Annotated in this window: 19 protein-coding genes; 14 read left to right on the forward strand and 5 right to left on the reverse strand. The window is 69.7% G+C overall.

Translation table 11 applies throughout. From position 1 onward, the window contains the following. Positions 1-275: 275 nt before the first annotated feature. Positions 276-1,433, reverse strand: a complete 1,158-nt coding sequence (locus ACWGKU_RS07720; protein WP_359905133.1) for a LacI family DNA-binding transcriptional regulator — start codon at positions 1,431-1,433, stop codon at positions 276-278. A gap of 341 nt (positions 1,434-1,774) precedes the next feature. Here ACWGKU_RS07720 and hisC point away from each other — a divergent pair, with 341 nt between their 5' ends. The 5 genes from hisC to ACWGKU_RS07745 all read left to right on the forward strand — a co-directional run bounded on the left by hisC (position 1,775) and on the right by ACWGKU_RS07745 (position 7,313). Beyond that, positions 1,775-2,854, forward strand: coding sequence for a histidinol-phosphate transaminase (gene hisC / locus ACWGKU_RS07725; protein WP_359905131.1), 1,080 nt, complete (start codon positions 1,775-1,777; stop codon positions 2,852-2,854). A 327-nt stretch (positions 2,855-3,181) separates the two neighbouring features. Further along, positions 3,182-4,564, forward strand: a complete 1,383-nt coding sequence (locus ACWGKU_RS07730; RefSeq protein WP_401048269.1) for an efflux RND transporter periplasmic adaptor subunit — start codon at positions 3,182-3,184, stop codon at positions 4,562-4,564. Positions 4,565-4,572: 8 nt separating this feature from the next. After that, a complete protein-coding gene (locus ACWGKU_RS07735) occupies positions 4,573-5,397 on the forward strand; it encodes an ABC transporter ATP-binding protein (RefSeq protein ID WP_401048271.1) in 825 nt (274 codons plus the stop codon). Beyond that, positions 5,394-6,605, forward strand: a complete 1,212-nt coding sequence (locus ACWGKU_RS07740) for an ABC transporter permease (protein WP_452178392.1) — start codon at positions 5,394-5,396, stop codon at positions 6,603-6,605. The genes ACWGKU_RS07735 and ACWGKU_RS07740 overlap by 4 nt, the downstream gene beginning before the upstream one ends. Before the next feature lie 12 nt (positions 6,606-6,617). Then, the gene (locus ACWGKU_RS07745) at positions 6,618-7,313 is read left to right on the forward strand and encodes a DUF5666 domain-containing protein (protein WP_452178393.1); all 696 of its coding nucleotides are present in this window, start codon (positions 6,618-6,620) and stop codon (positions 7,311-7,313) included. An 84-nt stretch (positions 7,314-7,397) separates the two neighbouring features. Here the strand turns inward: ACWGKU_RS07745 and ACWGKU_RS07750 are convergent, their stop codons facing one another. Both ACWGKU_RS07750 and ACWGKU_RS07755 read right to left on the reverse strand, forming a co-directional pair. Continuing rightward, a complete protein-coding gene (locus ACWGKU_RS07750) occupies positions 7,398-7,649 on the reverse strand; it encodes a hypothetical protein (RefSeq protein ID WP_452178394.1) in 252 nt (83 codons plus the stop codon). Then, a complete protein-coding gene (locus tag ACWGKU_RS07755; RefSeq protein ID WP_452178396.1) occupies positions 7,646-8,008 on the reverse strand; it encodes an ATP-binding protein in 363 nt (120 codons plus the stop codon). The genes ACWGKU_RS07750 and ACWGKU_RS07755 overlap by 4 nt, the downstream gene beginning before the upstream one ends. Positions 8,009-8,225: 217 nt before the next feature. Between ACWGKU_RS07755 and ACWGKU_RS07760 the strand changes: the two genes are divergently transcribed. From ACWGKU_RS07760 to ACWGKU_RS07770, 3 genes are all read left to right on the forward strand, one after another. Beyond that, positions 8,226-9,092: a helix-turn-helix domain-containing protein gene (locus ACWGKU_RS07760; protein ID WP_452178397.1), complete on the forward strand. Its 867-nt coding sequence runs from the start codon at positions 8,226-8,228 to the stop codon at positions 9,090-9,092. Next, entirely contained in the window at positions 9,085-9,288 is a 204-nt protein-coding gene (locus ACWGKU_RS07765; RefSeq protein ID WP_452178398.1) for a DUF397 domain-containing protein, read from the forward strand. The genes ACWGKU_RS07760 and ACWGKU_RS07765 overlap by 8 nt, the downstream gene beginning before the upstream one ends. 89 nt (positions 9,289-9,377) lie before the next feature. Next, positions 9,378-9,965, forward strand: coding sequence for a GNAT family N-acetyltransferase (locus ACWGKU_RS07770; RefSeq protein WP_452178399.1), 588 nt, complete (start codon positions 9,378-9,380; stop codon positions 9,963-9,965). Positions 9,966-10,028: 63 nt separating this feature from the next. On the opposite strand, the gene ACWGKU_RS07775 is transcribed toward ACWGKU_RS07770, so the two are convergent. Together ACWGKU_RS07775 and ACWGKU_RS07780 are read right to left on the reverse strand one after the other, a co-directional pair. Beyond that, positions 10,029-10,208: a hypothetical protein gene (locus tag ACWGKU_RS07775; RefSeq protein WP_452178400.1), complete on the reverse strand. Its 180-nt coding sequence runs from the start codon at positions 10,206-10,208 to the stop codon at positions 10,029-10,031. Between the two features lie 126 nt (positions 10,209-10,334). Next, positions 10,335-10,769: a VOC family protein gene (locus tag ACWGKU_RS07780; RefSeq protein WP_452178401.1), complete on the reverse strand. Its 435-nt coding sequence runs from the start codon at positions 10,767-10,769 to the stop codon at positions 10,335-10,337. A gap of 275 nt (positions 10,770-11,044) precedes the next feature. On the opposite strand from ACWGKU_RS07780, the gene ACWGKU_RS07785 reads away from it, so the two are divergent. From ACWGKU_RS07785 to ACWGKU_RS07810, 6 genes are all read left to right on the forward strand, one after another. Next, a complete protein-coding gene (locus ACWGKU_RS07785; RefSeq protein WP_401056539.1) occupies positions 11,045-11,248 on the forward strand; it encodes an EF-hand domain-containing protein in 204 nt (67 codons plus the stop codon). A gap of 220 nt (positions 11,249-11,468) precedes the next feature. Continuing rightward, the gene (locus tag ACWGKU_RS07790; RefSeq protein WP_452178402.1) at positions 11,469-11,870 is read left to right on the forward strand and encodes a hypothetical protein; all 402 of its coding nucleotides are present in this window, start codon (positions 11,469-11,471) and stop codon (positions 11,868-11,870) included. A gap of 234 nt (positions 11,871-12,104) precedes the next feature. Further along, complete coding sequence (locus ACWGKU_RS07795) at positions 12,105-12,296, forward strand: hypothetical protein (protein WP_452178403.1); 192 nt, start codon at positions 12,105-12,107, stop codon at positions 12,294-12,296. Next, positions 12,280-12,804, forward strand: a complete 525-nt coding sequence (locus ACWGKU_RS07800; RefSeq protein ID WP_452178404.1) for a DUF6879 family protein — start codon at positions 12,280-12,282, stop codon at positions 12,802-12,804. Before ACWGKU_RS07795 ends, ACWGKU_RS07800 begins: the two co-directional genes overlap by 17 nt. Beyond that, positions 12,801-13,634 carry a helix-turn-helix domain-containing protein gene (locus ACWGKU_RS07805; RefSeq protein WP_452178405.1) on the forward strand — a complete coding sequence of 278 codons (834 nt, stop codon included), beginning with the start codon at positions 12,801-12,803 and terminating at the stop codon, positions 13,632-13,634. The genes ACWGKU_RS07800 and ACWGKU_RS07805 overlap by 4 nt, the downstream gene beginning before the upstream one ends. Positions 13,635-13,926: 292 nt before the next feature. After that, positions 13,927-14,265: a hypothetical protein gene (locus tag ACWGKU_RS07810; protein WP_452178406.1), complete on the forward strand. Its 339-nt coding sequence runs from the start codon at positions 13,927-13,929 to the stop codon at positions 14,263-14,265.

Genomic DNA, 14,265 nt, shown 5'->3' on the forward strand with positions numbered 1-14,265 from the left:
CGGGTTCGTAATAGGTGCCGTACGGCAGCACGTCGAGGTCCGGCTGGTGGCGGGGGACCGAGTGGGGGTGCTCGGGCCCGGGGAAGCGGTCCTCGGGTGTCATTCGCCCATCATAGGAAGACCACTCTCCCGGCGTCGTCACCTGGTGGGTATCCAATCCTCCGGAGCGTCAGCCGGGCGGTCCCGCAAGGTCCGTTTTGTCCCGGCTCGGCATGGTCTCGTCAGCTGTGGCGGGGCCGCGCGGCCCGGCCTCGGGGCCGCTGCGGCGTGGTGGTCTATACCTCGCCCGGGGCCCGGGGCGGGCTGACGGTGGTGCGCGGACTCCGGCGCTGGGAGGACGCGCGGACGATCAGCTCGGTCGGCATCAGGGTGCCGGGCGGCGGCCCGGTGCCGGCGGTGCGGAACCGCGGCGGGAAGAGCCGGGCGATGTCGACGCCCGTCCCGGAGTCCACGCCCTCGATCGCGTCGATGAGCAGGTTGACCACCGTGGTGCCGATCTTGCGCGGCTTGAGCGAGAGCGTGGTGATCGGCGGCTCGGTGGTCGCGTAGACGTCGCTCTCGCTGCAGCAGACCAGCAGCAGATCGTCCGGCACCCGCAGGCCGTAGCGGCGGGCGGCGGCCAGCAGGTCGGTGCCGTTGGGGTCGAACAGTCCGTAGACGGCGTCCGGCCGGTCGGGGCGGGCGAGCAGCCGGTCGGCGGCGACGGCGCCGGCGGCCGGGTCGTGCGCCGGGTAGGTCTCGTACACCGGCTCCTGCCCGACCTTGGCGCACCAGCCGAGGTAGGCCTCGGTGGAGAGCCGGGTGTAGGTGTCGGTGCTGGTGCCGGTGAGCAGGCCGATCCGGCGGGCGCCGGCCTCGGAGAGGTGGTCGAGGATGCCGAGCACGGCGGCCTCGTGGTCGTTGTCGACCCAGGCGGTGACCGGGCAGTTGCCGGGCTTGCCGTCGCTGACCACCGGCACGCCGGACCGGTAGAGCTCGCTCACCAGGGGGTCCTGGTCGGGCGGGTCGATCACCACGGTGCCGTCCAGGGCGATGTTGCCCCAGACGTCGTGGCGGGAGGAGGCGGGCAGCACCACCAGCGCGTAGCCGCGGCCCAGGGCGGCGCTGGTGGCGGCCCGGGCCATCTCGGCGAAGTACGCGAACTCGGTGAAGGTGAACGGCTCTTCACCGTAGGTCGTGACGGTCAGGCCGATCAGGCCGGACCGTCCCGTGCGCAGGGTGCGGGCGGCCGCGGAGGGGCGGTAGCCGAGGCGCTCGGCGACCTCGCGCACCCGGCTGCGGGTCTCGTCGGGCAGGCGGCCCTTTCCGTTCAGCGCATCGGAGACAGTGGTGATCGACACTCCGGCGGCTGCTGCCACATCCCGGATGCCGGCCCGTTCCAGACGCCGTGAGGTGGTGGGACGCCGACCGCTCTGGTTGGCTGCTGCTGTCATGGCGGACCGATCGTATGGCTCCTGACAAGGGTCTGTGACCGGCGCATCGGAAGCCCCCGGAGATACGTTTCTCCAAGAGTGAGCCGGGGTGCGCCCCTTCGATACCCGCCTGAAACCAGGCCTCTTACCTCTGACATGTGCCAAAGGAACCGGGCAGAATGGCTGATCTGCGCCTGTAACCCGACCGGGCATCTCACTCCTACGGGTGAGGGCGGTCGGTATCGTGCAAGGCACCCGACCGGGGAGTCCGGGCGCGTCACGAGGTCCCGGGCACGGAGGCGACCCCGTCCGTGGCGGGCGAGCGCACCGGAGAGTTCCGCAACTGGAAACGGAGTACGACCGTGAGCAGTGGTACGTCAGCGCAGGGCCCGCGGCTGCGGCCGACCCTCGACGGCATCCCCACGTACAAGCCCGGCAAGCCGGCCGGCGCCGACGCCTACAAGCTGTCCTCGAACGAGAACCCCTACGAGCCGCTGCCCGGTGTCCTGGAGACCGCGGTCAAGGCGGCCGGTTCGCTCAACCGCTACCCCGACATGGGGGTCACCGAGCTGACCTCGGTGCTGGCCGAGCGCTTCGGGGTGCCCGCCGAGCACATCGCCACCGGCACCGGCTCGGTCGGCATCGCCCAGTCGCTGGTGCTCGCCACGGCCGGCCCGGGCGACGAGGTGGTCTTCGCCTGGCGCTCCTTCGAGGCGTACCCGATCGTCGCCACGGTCTCCGGGGCGACGCCCGTCCCGGTGCCGCTCAAGGCGAACGGCGACCACGACCTGGACGCGATGCTCGCCGCGGTCACTCCGAACACCCGGCTGATCTTCGTCTGCAACCCCAACAACCCCACCGGCAACGTGATCCACCGCGCCGAGCTGGAGCGCTTCCTGGACGCCGTCCCCGGCGACGTCCTGGTCGTGGTGGACGAGGCCTACATCGAGTTCATCCGCGACCCCGAGGTGCCCAACGGCATCGACCTCTACCGGGACCGCCCGAACGTGTGCGTGCTGCGCACCTTCTCCAAGGCGTACGGCCTGGCGGGCCTGCGGGTCGGCTTCGCCATCGCGCACGAGCCGGTGGCGGCCGCGCTGCGCAAGGTCGCCACCCCCTTCGGCGTGAGCCGGATCGCCCAGGACGCCGCCATCGCCTCGCTGCGCGCCGAGGAGGCGCTGCTGGAGCGGGTCGAGGCGCTGGTCGAGGAGCGCACCCGGGTGGTGGCCGGACTGCGCGCCCAGGGCTGGGAGATCCCGGACTCGCAGGCCAACTTCGTCTGGCTCTGGCTCGGCGAGCGTTCGCCGGAGTTCGCCGCCGCGTGCGCCGAGGCCGGCGTGATCGTGCGGCCGTTCCCGGAGGGCGTGCGGGTGTCGATCGGCGAGGCCGAGGGCAACTCGATCTTCCTGTCGGTGGCGGAGGCCTTCCGCAAGTCGCTCTGACGTCCTGTTGGTGGTCGCAGGGGCGTGCCGGTTCTCCGGTGCGCCCCTGCGGCGTTCCGCACGGCTGCCGCGGGTTCCGTACCCTGCGGCGTTCCGGGCGGCTGCCGCCGGTCCCGCCCGACTCCGTGAGAACGCCCTCAGAACGTCCTGCCGGATGCCTGGAGGTCGCTGGGAGCCCGCTGGGAGTTCCGTCAACGGCCGCCCACGGGGCCGCCAAGACGCCCGCACGGGAGGGGTGCTCTGTCCGCAATGCCCGGATCCGGCCGGTCAGGCTTCTCCCAGCCGGCGTCCAGGGCGACGCAAGAGGGCCCCGGGAAGCTGTCCGGCATGAAGGTGCTCCCACGGCGGCGAGGCGCCGTCCTCGTCAATTCCGCGCTCGGCGTGGCCCTGCTGGGCGGTGCCGCCCTGGTGTACGCCACGGTCAGCGGCAGTTCCGGCCCGGCTTCCGCGAAGCCCGTGGCCCGTACCGCGACGGTGGCCAAGGGCACCGTCCTGGCCACCGTGTCCGGATCCGGCACCCTGGTCTCACCGACCGACGCGGCCCAGGACTTCACCACCGGCGGCAGGCTCACCGCGGTCGAGGTCGCGGTCGGGGACGCCGTGAAGAAGGGTCAGGTGCTCGCCACCGTCGACACCACGGCGGCCCAGCAGCAGGCGGACGCGGCCCAGGCCGCGCTCACCACGGCCCAGGCCAACCTCACCAAGGCCCAGGCCGGGGTCACCACCACGACCACCGAGCAGCTGCCGGGCGCCACCTCCGCCGCCTCTCCGGGCGCCGGGGCCGGCAGCGGTGGCCGCGGGGCGGGCGGGAGCAGTACGCCCGCCCCGCAGACCACCACCATCACCACCACCAAGGTCGACGACGCGGCCGTGGCCCAGGCCCAGCAGCAGGTCGCCACCGCGCAGACCAACCTCGCCAACGCCCGGGCGGCGCTGACCGGCACCACCCTGACCGCCTCGGTGGACGGCACGGTCGCCTCGGTCTCCGGCAAGGTCGGCGACACCGTCGGGGCCACCGGCTCCGGCGCCTCCTCGTCCTCCGCCACCAAGTCCACGGGCAGCGGCGCGAGTTCGACGTCCGCTCCGAGCGGCTTCATCGTGCTCACCAACCCGACCGGGATGCAGGTCACCGCGAACTTCTCCGAGCTCGACTCGCTCAAGCTGAAGAAGGGCGAGGCGGCCACCGTCACCCTGAACGCCCAGTCCGACACCAAGCTCAACGCGACCGTCCTGTCGGTCAGTTCGCTGCCCACCGGCAGCGGATCCGGCGGCGCGGCCGGCTCCGCGGCCGTCCAGTACGCGGCCATGCTCCAGATCACCGGCGACACCAGCACGCTGCGCACCGGCCTCAGCGCCACCGTCCAGGTGATCACCGGCGAGGCCGACAACGCGCTCTCGCTGCCCACCTCCGCGCTCTCCGGCACCGGAACGTCGCGCACCGCGACCCTGGTGCAGCCGGACGGCGCCTCCGAGCGGGTCACCGTCGGCGTCGGGGTCGAGGGCGACAGCACGGTGCAGGTGGTCTCCGGGCTGAAGGAGGGCGACAAGGTCGAACTCCCCACCACCAGTGGCGGCAACGGCTTCCCGAACGCCTCCTTCCCGGGCCTCGGCGGCAACCGGGGCGGGACCGGCGGAGCCGCGGGCGGCGGGGTCTTCCCGGGCGGCGGAGGTGGCACCGGCGGCGGGGCCGGTCGCGGCGGCAAGGGCTGAGACCGATCATGCGTCACGTCATCGACAAGCGCGTCCCCGCGCATCCCGTCCCGGTGATCCGGATCCGCCGGCTCACCAAGGCGTACGGGCACGGCGACGCCACCGTGCACGCGCTGCGCGGCCCCTCCGACCCGGAGACCGGCGAGCCGCAGGGCGTCGACCTGGACATCGAGCAGGGCGACTTCGTCGCCGTGATGGGCAGTTCCGGCTCCGGCAAGTCCACCCTGATGAACATCCTCGGCTGCCTGGACGTCCCGACCGCCGGCCGCTACCTGCTGGACGGCACCGACGTCGGACACCTGGACGAGCAGCAGCTCGCACTGGTGCGCAACCGCAGGATCGGCTTCGTCTTCCAGTCCTTCAACCTGGTGCCCCGCACCACCGCCCTCGCCCAGGTCGAGCTGCCGCTCGCCTACGCGGGCGTCCGCACCGCCGAACGGCGCCGCCGGGCGATGGCCGCGCTGTCGCTGGTCGGGCTCGCCGAGCGGGCCGGGCACAAGCCCAACGAGCTCTCCGGCGGCCAGCAGCAGCGCGTCGCGGTGGCGCGGGCACTGGTGACGGCGCCCGCGATGCTGCTCGCCGACGAGCCGACCGGCAACCTCGACAGCCGCTCGACGGAGGAGGTGCTCGCCCTGATCGACGGGCTCAACGCCACCGGCCGCACGGTCGTGCTGATCACCCACGAGGACGAGGTCGCCCGGCACGCCAAGCGGGTGCTGCGGCTGGTCGACGGGCAGATCGTGAGCGACCTGAGGCAGGCGCCCGTGGAGGGGCCGCCGCCCTTCCTGGACGCGGCGTTCGCGGAGGCCGCGGTCGCGGAGGTGTCGGCGTGATCCTCTGGCAGACGCTCCGCTTCGCGGTCGGCGGCCTGGCCGCCAACAAGGTGCGCTCGGCGCTCACCATGCTCGGGGTGCTGATCGGCGTGGCCTCGGTGATCCTGCTGCTGGCGGTCGGCAACGGCTCGTCCGTGGCGGTCAAGGACTCGATCACCTCGCTCGGCACCAACTCGCTGACGGTCAGCTCCGGTTCGGCGAACGGCGGCTCCCGGGCCACCTCCGCGGTCAAGAAGCTCACGGTCGCCGACGCCAAGGCGCTGGCGAGCGACGGCGACTCGGGCGCCATCAAGTCGGTCGCCCCGGTGGTCACCACCAGCGGGACGGCGCTGTACGGGAACATCTCGTACAGCCCCGGCTCGATCGTCGGCACCTACCCGTCGTACTTCGAGACCGCCAACCAGAAGGTCGCCCACGGCGAGTACTTCACCGACGACGACGTGCTCGCCTCGCGCAAGGTCGCGGTGCTCGGCGCGACGACCGCCAAGCAGCTGTTCGACACCGAGAACCCGGTCGGCAAGTCCGTCGTCCTCGGCGGCACGCCGTTCACCGTGGTCGGCGTGCTCCAGGCCAAGGGCGGCAGCGGCTTCACCGACCCGGACGACGTGGTCATCGCCCCGCTCCCGACGGTGCAGAACGCCTTCACCGGCTTCGGCCCGGTCAACCAGATCCTGGTGCAGGCCTCGAACGCCGACAGCACCACGGCGGCCCAGTCCGAGATCACCCGGGTGCTGCTCGGCACGCACGCCATCGCCGACCCCACCAAGGCGGACTTCCGGATCACCAGCCAGGCCTCGCTGCTCACGGCGCGGGAGAGCACCACCAAGACCTTCACCGTGCTGCTCGGCGCGGTGGCGGCGATCTCGCTGCTGGTCGGCGGGATCGGCATCACCAACATCATGCTGGTGACGGTCACCGAGCGGACGCGCGAGATCGGCATCCGCAAGGCGCTCGGCGCGCCGCGCGCGGTCATCCTCGGGCAGTTCCTCACCGAGTCGACGCTGCTGTCGGTGATCGGCGCGGGGCTGGGCGTCGCGGCCGGGATCGCCGGCTCGCACTTCAGCATCGCCGGCATCACGCCGGTGGTGATCCCCGAATCGGTGCTCGGCGCGTTCGCCATCGCCGTCGCCATCGGGCTGTTCTTCGGCAGCTACCCCGCCAACCGGGCCGCCTCGCTGCGGCCGATCGACGCCCTCCGGCACGAGTAGGACTCCACTGTCATGAGCAAAGAGATCGCCAGGGTCAGCCCGGACGCCGGCACTCCGGCCGAGCAGGTCGCCCTGCTCGCCACCCCGCCGGACGCCCGCGACGTGAGCGCCGAACTGGCCGCGCCGCCCCGGCGGAAGCTGCCCTGGCTCAGCCTGGTGCTGGCGGGCGGCGTGATCGCCACCGGGGCCTTCGCGGGCGGAGTCTGGTACCAGCAGAACAACGGGACCCCGGGCGGCGGGAAGTCCTCCGCCCGGCCGGCCGCCGCCGCGGCGGCTTCGGGCGGCGGCTACGGGCAGGGGCAGAACGGCTCCCGGCGTGGTGGGCAGGGGCAGGGGCAGGGGGCGGGCCAAGGGGCAGGCCAGGGCGGGCAGAGCAAGGGAGGGCAGGCCGGCTTCGCCCGGGGCACGGTCAAGGCCGTCGACGGCAACACGGTGTACCTGACCGACACCAACGGCAACACCATCAAGGTCACCACCGGCGACGCGACGAAGGTCCAGCTCAACAAGGAGGGCAAGGTTGGAGACCTGCAGCCCGGCCAGAGCGTGACCGTCGTCGGCACCCCCGACGCCAACGGTGGCTACACGGCCAGCCAGCTCGTCGAAGGCGCCGCCGGTGCGGGCGGCTTCGGTGGCTTCGGCGGTGGTGGCGGGGCCGGTGGCGGTGCCGGGGCCGCTGGCGGCGCTCCCAGGAACCCGTCCGGCGGCTGACCCGGAGCCGACGGACGACCGCGAGGCCCTCGCCCCTTCGGTGGGCGAGGGCCTTCGCATGTGCTCAGCGCGGTACGAGGTGCCTCACCGGTTCCACACCGATTCCCGGTCCAGCTCCCGGAGCAGGTGGAGGAGGTTGAGGAGAGTGCTCACGGGCGCGTTGCCGAAGTCGACCAGGAGACGGCCGTCGAGGATGGTCTCACCGGCGGAGGCCGAGCCCCAGAGCAGCCCGTACGGGAGGCCGCGCCGGTGCAGCTCCCCGAGCAGCACGGTGATGTGCGCGGCGGTGAAGTCCCGCATCCGGGGGTCGTCCGGCGCGACCGGTTCGCGGGTCACGCGACGGAGTCCAGCTCGTACCAGACCGTTTTGCCGCGCTTCTGGGGGTCGACGCCCCAGCGGTGGGTGAGCCCGGAGACGAGCTGGAGGCCCCGGCCGGTCTCGGCGAGGAGGGGGAGCGGGCGTTCGTGGGGGAGGCCGGCGCTCTCGTCCGCGACGCAGACCCGGAGGGTGCGGTCGTCAAGGGAGAAGTAGACGACGGGCGAGGCGGTGTGGGCGTGCCGCCACGCGTTGACGATGAGTTCGCCGAGGGCGAGTTCGGCGTTGAAGATGGTCTCGGTGTCCCAGGCGGCGCGGGTCAGGACGTCCCGCAGGGCCTGCCGGGTGAGGGTGAGGGAGGGGGTGTTCAGGGTGCACACAGGAACCTCCGAGAGGCATGAGTGTGGAGGGGGAAGCCGTGAGCCAGGCCAGGGGGTGGTTGCTCTTCGGCGGGAGGGCAGCAGGCGCCTACTGCGCTGAACCAAAGCGTGTCTGACGATCCATCGGATCGTTCTGAGGATGACGATAGCGCGCGTCGCCACAGATTTGTGGCGATCGGCGAGAAGTTCCCCCGAACGGGGCTGGCAGACTGGTCCCATGGCCCTTCGATCGAACCCAACGCTCCGCCAGTTGAGGTTGGGTGCCGAACTTCGCAGGATGCGGGAACAGGCCGGTCTCGGCGGCAGCCAACTCGCCCGCGCACTGGGCATCAACCCCGCCCACGTGACCCAGATGGAGAGCGGCAAGACCGGCATCAGCGTCGAACGCCTGCGCACGATCGCCGCGTTGTGCATGTGCGTCAACGAGCCCTTGATCGACGCGCTCGCGGACATCATCACGGACCGGGACAAGGGCGGCTGGTGGGAGGAGTACCGCGGAAACCTCTCGCAGCACTTCCTTGAGATGGCCGAGATGGAGAATCGTGCCCACGCGCTCTCCACTTACACTATGGCCTTCATTCCGGGGCTGCTCCAAACCACTGATTATGCTTCTGCGGTCTTTGCCCGAGGATTCCCACTCCTCCCTCGGCACGAAGTGGACCTGAGGGCGGCCTTCCGCATACGACGGCAGAACGTGGTTCGTTCTGGTGAGACTCCGTACTCGGCCTTCATCCATGAGGCTGCGCTACGCATGCAGTTCAGTGGCCCCAAGATTCAAGCCGAGCAGCTCGGTGGCCTCATTGAGGACTCCGAACGGTCGAGTATCTCGATCCGAGTCGTACTGTTCGAGGTGGACACTCTTCCGGTCAACCATGAGAACTTCACCTACGTTGAAGGCCCGATCCCCGAGCTCGACACCGTACAGATGGACTCAGGCCTCGACAGTGTGATTTTCGACGCGCCAGCTCATATCGCCCAGTTCCGCTCCCTGCTTGACGGGATCGATTCAGCGGCGCTCTCGGAGGAGGATTCCCGAGAGTTCATTCAATCCATCAAGAAGGATATGGAAAGAAAAAATGCCTAACTCCACCTGGCAGAAGTCAAGTTACTCGGCTGCGAACTCTCAATGCATCGAGGTCCGTCCCGCCGGCGGGGTGATCGAACTTCGTGAGTCCGACGAGGGCGACGTCATCGTCCGTACGACCGCTCGCAAGTTCGCCGCCTTCCTCCAGGGCGCGAAGGCGGGCGAGTTCGACCGCCTGGCCACCTGCCACGCCTAGCGAACCGTTCCGGCGGCCCCTTGCTCCTCCGCAAGGGGCCGCCGAAAAATCGATGGCCGGGTTCGGCAGTACCCGATGAAGATCGCTGGATGCATCCCTTCCTGCAGACCGACCGTCTCCTCCTGCGGCCGTTCACCGAGGCCGACGTCGACGACCTCTACACGCTGGACAACGACCCCGAGGTCATGCGTTTCATCAACGGCGGCAAGCCGGCGGACCGCGAGGCGATCCGCACGCGGACCCTGCCCCGCCTCCTCCACGTCCACTCGTGTTCGGGTACCCGGGGCTTCTGGGCGGCCCAGGAGAAGACCACCGGTACGTTTCTGGGCTGGTTCGAACTCCGCCCGCTCGACGACCACGATCCCGCCGTGGTCGAACTCGGCTACCGGCTGAACCGGTCGGCCTGGGGCAGGGGTTACGCCACGGAGGGTTCGCTGGCCCTGATCGGCAAGGGGTTCGCCGACCTCGGGGTGGAGCGGGTCACCGCGAACACCATGGCGGTGAACACGGGGTCCCGGCGCGTGATGGAGAAGTCGGGACTGTCGTTCCTCCGGAGCTACTTCGGGGACTGGCCGGAGTCGATCCCCGGGTCCGAGCACGGCGAAGTCGAGTACGAGCTCCTCAAGGAGACCTGGGAAGCGCGGGAAGTCGGCCGGTCCGACTTCCTACGCAAGTAGCGGTAGTTCGTGCCGGTGGCCCCTTGCGTCTCGCAAGGGGCCACCGGTCGATGCGTGCGGTGCCTACGGCTGGATCACGAAGTACACCATCATGCCCGCGGTCAGGCACAGGAAGAGCGCTCCGGCCACCGGCGCCAGGGACACCATGATCCGGTACGTCCGCGTCGGCTGCGGCGGCACCGCCGGCGCCCAGAACAGCACCGTCGTCAGCGCGACGATCCACCACCAGGTGGCCACGCTCAAGCCCAGTGGAGTCACTCCCCCACCCCCCAGGTCACGGACGTTCGTTCACGTCCACTCCCGAGCACACCAGCCACGCCACTCACGGCCCTGCGCCGACCGAACTCCGCCGGATCCCGGCAAGCACGCTCAGTCGAGGCAGAACTCGTTGCCCTCGACGTCCTGCATCGCGAGGCAGGACTCGTTCTTGTCATCGGCGACCAGCAGTTGCACCCGTGTCGCGCCGAGCGCGACCAGCCGGGCGCATTCGGCCTCCAGCACCGCCACGCGCTCCTCGCCGACGAGTCCGGTGCCCACCCGCACGTCGAGGTGCACCCGGTTCTTCACGGCCTTGCCCTCGGGGACGCGCTGGAAGTACATGCGCGGGCCCACGCCCGTGGGGTCACTGGCGGCGAACCACGCGCCCCGCTCCTCGGACGGCAGGGTGGCGTTGAAGTCGTCCCACGTGTCGAACCCCTCCGGCGGGGACGGCGGGACGTACCCCAGGACCTCGCACCAGAAGCGGGCGACGCGCTCGGGGTCCGCGCAGTCGAAGGTGACCTGGAACTGCTTGACCGATGTCATCGGGCCACCATAGTCATGACAAGTGGGAACCCGCCGCTCAATTTCCGCCGCGGATCCGCAGGTTGTGGGGCGTTGGGGCTCCTGATCCCGGGTCTCCGGCAGCCCTGGTGCCCGCCTTCGCCGCGTGGCCGAGCCTCGCGGGTGTGGAGTGAGCCGAACACGGAAGCAGTTATCAAATTATGGTCATTAAATATCCGCAATTGACCTCGACGGAACTCGTGGATTTGTGCTCTATGCTTCGGAACCGCGGAAGAATCTCCTATCAAAGGAATCCCATGAGCAGCGCAGACAACAAGAAGTCCCAGTTCGACGAGATCGACACCGACGGCGACGGCTACATCAGCGCCGCGGAGCTCAAGGCCCACCTCCAGGAGAACCCCAAGGTGAGCGACGCCAACGCCGAGGCGCTCTTCAAGTTCGCGGACGACAACAGCGACGGCCAGATCAGCTTCGAGGAATTCGCCGCGGTCGTCAGGTAATCGTCTTTATCGGACGGTCACTCCGCGCTCCGGGAAGTCGGCCATGCCGACTTCCCGCGCACGGCAGTCGCGTCGGCGGCCCCTTGCCTCCCGCAAGGGGCCGCCGGTGTTCCCTCCGGGGGGTGGGGCTGGCCCCACCCCTTCGTGGGGCTGGGCCCATACCCGGCGGCCCGTCCGCTCCGTAGCGTCGTTCCCACAACGACACGGAGGGGAAAGAACCATGGCGACCACGACCGACCAGGACACCTTCACCACGGTGAGGAAGTGCATCGTGCTCTTCGGCGCCGCCGGCGCCGTCGTCCTCGGAACAGTGGCCGTGCTGGCGGCCACCGGACACACCACGACCCCGTTCATGTGGATCCGCGGGGTGATCTTCCCCGCGATCGCCCTGTTCCTCCACCGCCTGGCCACCCGTGCCGCCGCCGGCTCCTACAAGCCCTTCGACCGGCTCCGCACCCTCTCCACCGTCATGCCGATCGCCATCATCGCGGTCGACGCGATCCCCGGCCTCTGCCCGGTCTGGTACGCGATCCTCCAGGGCCTCTCCGCCCTCGCCCTGGTCCCCGTCGCCGTCCTCACCCGAGGCTCCGCCCTGAAGGCCGCCTTCCCCAAGGCGGGTTGACCCACCGGGCCACCAACTCGGCGCAGGAAGTCGGCCGTTCCGATGTCCTGCGCCGGAGTGCTTCCCGGCGGCTCCTGGCTGCCCGCAAGAAGCCGCCGGCCAACGGCGCGCGTACGGTTTTGCCGCAGATGTTCGAGATCGACCAAGTTTCCAGTACCGGCAACACGGGACCCTTGCCTCGGCCCGTGCAGTCCCGAGAGCATCATTCAGAGACCGTCGAGCAAGGGGACGACTGTGAAGCTGACACGGCTTGTAGGTTCCTGCGACGAAGGCGAGTGCCCGACGCTGTATCTGACGGACCGGGGCACGCTCGCCGTCCAGGGCGAGCACGTGACCGAACACGGTCTCCAGATCCCGGCCCATGAGATGTTGGTCGAGATCCCCGTCGAACTCATTCGAAAGGCCGTCCGTGACAACCTCATCTAGGACTCTCGGGGACTGGCTCTCCGTCTTCGAGCGAGAGGCGTTCCGACTCGAGACGCTCGACGACTACAGCCAGTCCGGCGGAGTCGACGCCTACCGAGCCTTTCTCGCGGGCGAGGAACAGTCGGACGACTACAAGAACGCCGGATGGGTCAGGACGGTGGCCGCTGCCACGCAGGCCGGCAAGCGCATGTACCGGGTGCACATCCTCTCGCGGCCGCTCACGGACTACCTCCGCTTCGAGCTCGCATGGGGATACCACCGCAACATGGCGGTTGGTGAGGAGTTCTTCATCCTCGACGTGACCGACCGGAAGAACCCGGTCCCTGAAGCCCCGGACTTCTGGCTCTTCGACGACGAGACCGTCGCCGCTATGAGCTACGACGAGGGCAGGTACCTCGGCGTCGACTTCCGCACGGGCGCCCGGTCCGCCGAATTCAGGGCGTACCGGGACACCGTGATGGCTCAAGCGGTTCCGTTCTCCGAATGGTGGGCCGAGCACGGCGAGTGAACAGAACGGAGCTGGGACCAGCGCTTCGGGAACTGCGGCAGGCCTCCGGCAAGGAGGCCAAAGCCGTGGCCCGAGGCGCTGTCATGTCTCCAAGCAAGCTGAGCAAGATCGAAACTGGCAAGGTACCGCCCACTGTTGTGGACGTGGAGCGCATCCTCACCGCCATAGGTGTGTCCGACGAGGTCAAGTCCGAGTACATGACTGCCGCGCGGGCGCAGGCCACGGAGGCGACCGCCTGGCGTCTGGTCCGGCGCCTCGGGTATCACCGTAAACAGCAGCAGATCAAGGCACTGGATGACTCCACCGGGCTTCTCCGCGTGTTCCAGCCTTCCCTCGTTCCGGGACTCCTGCAGACCCCGGAGTACGTGCGTGCGGTCTTCGGGAGGAAGGGGCTCGGTGAGGAACCACTCGGGCGGGCGGTCGCTGCGAGGCTCGTCAGACAGCAGTCCCTCTACGACGCCACAAAGACCATGCAGTTCGTCATCACCGAACCTGTTCTCCGGTGGCGTCTGGTGCCACCCGCGATGATGGCCGGGCAGTTGGACCGCATCCTTTCCGTCTCTCGCCTCCCCCATGTCGACATCCGGGTCGTGCCGCTTGCCGCACCGCAGACCGATGTGCCCGCGCACTCCTTCGTCATCCGGGACGACCGGATGGTGACGATCGAGACTGTGCACGCCGAGGTGACGGTCACCGATCCGCGGGACGTCGAGTTGTACGTGCGCAAGTTCGATGAATTCGCGGCCGCAGCCGTGGTCGGCAAGGAGATGCGCCGGTTGATCGAGATGATTCGAGACGAGTACTTGGGTGCAGGGCAAAGGCCGGGGTGAATGCATCATGAGTGCGCAGGAGTTTCGAACCTTCGAAGCGTATGCACTCTGGGGAGACGATGCTCGGGGCCGGTTGGCGGACTGGGGAGACCGGTTTCGGCAATAATCGTACGGGGGCTTTTCTCTCGTTGTTCGGGCGGTTTTTGACCGAACAGGAAATCCTTGCCGGCCACTCGCCTTCTGCCCCTACATTTGTGCTTGCTACATGATGGAAGCCGCAGGGGGCCAGCATGTGGGAGCCCCCACCGCTGTGCGTCCATCGGTCCATGAGCGCGACGACGTGGAGGTACACATGCCCACCACCGTTCCGAGCCGGTCGGGAGGCGTCCCGGTCTTCGACCGCGCCGAGTCCCGGTTGCCGATGGGCGTCGCCGGTGCGACGCCCATGCCCGGGCTGGACGGCGAGGGCGGGCCCGGTAGCCCGTTCGCCTTCCGCTTCCTCGTCCCGGTCACCGGGGCCGGAGGGATCCTGCCCGCCGACATCGGCTACGACGACGAGACGCAGACCTGCACCTACGAGGGCCTCCCGCCCGGCGTCTACCTGACCAGCACCCCGCCGAAGACCTTCGGTCCGACGCAGCCCTCCGGGCAGATGGACGCGCCGGACGACCCAGGAAGCAGCAACGACTGA

The organism is Kitasatospora sp. NPDC054768 (assembly GCF_053612025.1).

Bases quoted from the DNA above. Each gene is read 5' to 3' on its own strand.
- ACWGKU_RS07720 (WP_359905133.1), bottom strand. From the start codon at position 1,433: ATGACAGCAGCAGCCAACCAGAGCGGTCGGCGTCCCACCACCTCACGG.
- ACWGKU_RS07730 (WP_401048269.1), top strand. From the start codon at position 3,182: ATGAAGGTGCTCCCACGGCGGCGAGGCGCCGTCCTCGTCAATTCCGCG.
- ACWGKU_RS07735 (WP_401048271.1), top strand. From the start codon at position 4,573: ATGCGTCACGTCATCGACAAGCGCGTCCCCGCGCATCCCGTCCCGGTG.
- ACWGKU_RS07745 (WP_452178393.1), top strand. From the start codon at position 6,618: ATGAGCAAAGAGATCGCCAGGGTCAGCCCGGACGCCGGCACTCCGGCC.
- ACWGKU_RS07760 (WP_452178397.1), top strand. From the start codon at position 8,226: ATGGCCCTTCGATCGAACCCAACGCTCCGCCAGTTGAGGTTGGGTGCC.
- ACWGKU_RS07765 (WP_452178398.1), top strand. From the start codon at position 9,085: ATGCCTAACTCCACCTGGCAGAAGTCAAGTTACTCGGCTGCGAACTCT.
- ACWGKU_RS07770 (WP_452178399.1), top strand. From the start codon at position 9,378: ATGCATCCCTTCCTGCAGACCGACCGTCTCCTCCTGCGGCCGTTCACC.
- ACWGKU_RS07780 (WP_452178401.1), bottom strand. From the start codon at position 10,769: ATGACATCGGTCAAGCAGTTCCAGGTCACCTTCGACTGCGCGGACCCC.
- ACWGKU_RS07785 (WP_401056539.1), top strand. From the start codon at position 11,045: ATGAGCAGCGCAGACAACAAGAAGTCCCAGTTCGACGAGATCGACACC.
- ACWGKU_RS07790 (WP_452178402.1), top strand. From the start codon at position 11,469: ATGGCGACCACGACCGACCAGGACACCTTCACCACGGTGAGGAAGTGC.
- ACWGKU_RS07810 (WP_452178406.1), top strand. From the start codon at position 13,927: ATGCCCACCACCGTTCCGAGCCGGTCGGGAGGCGTCCCGGTCTTCGAC.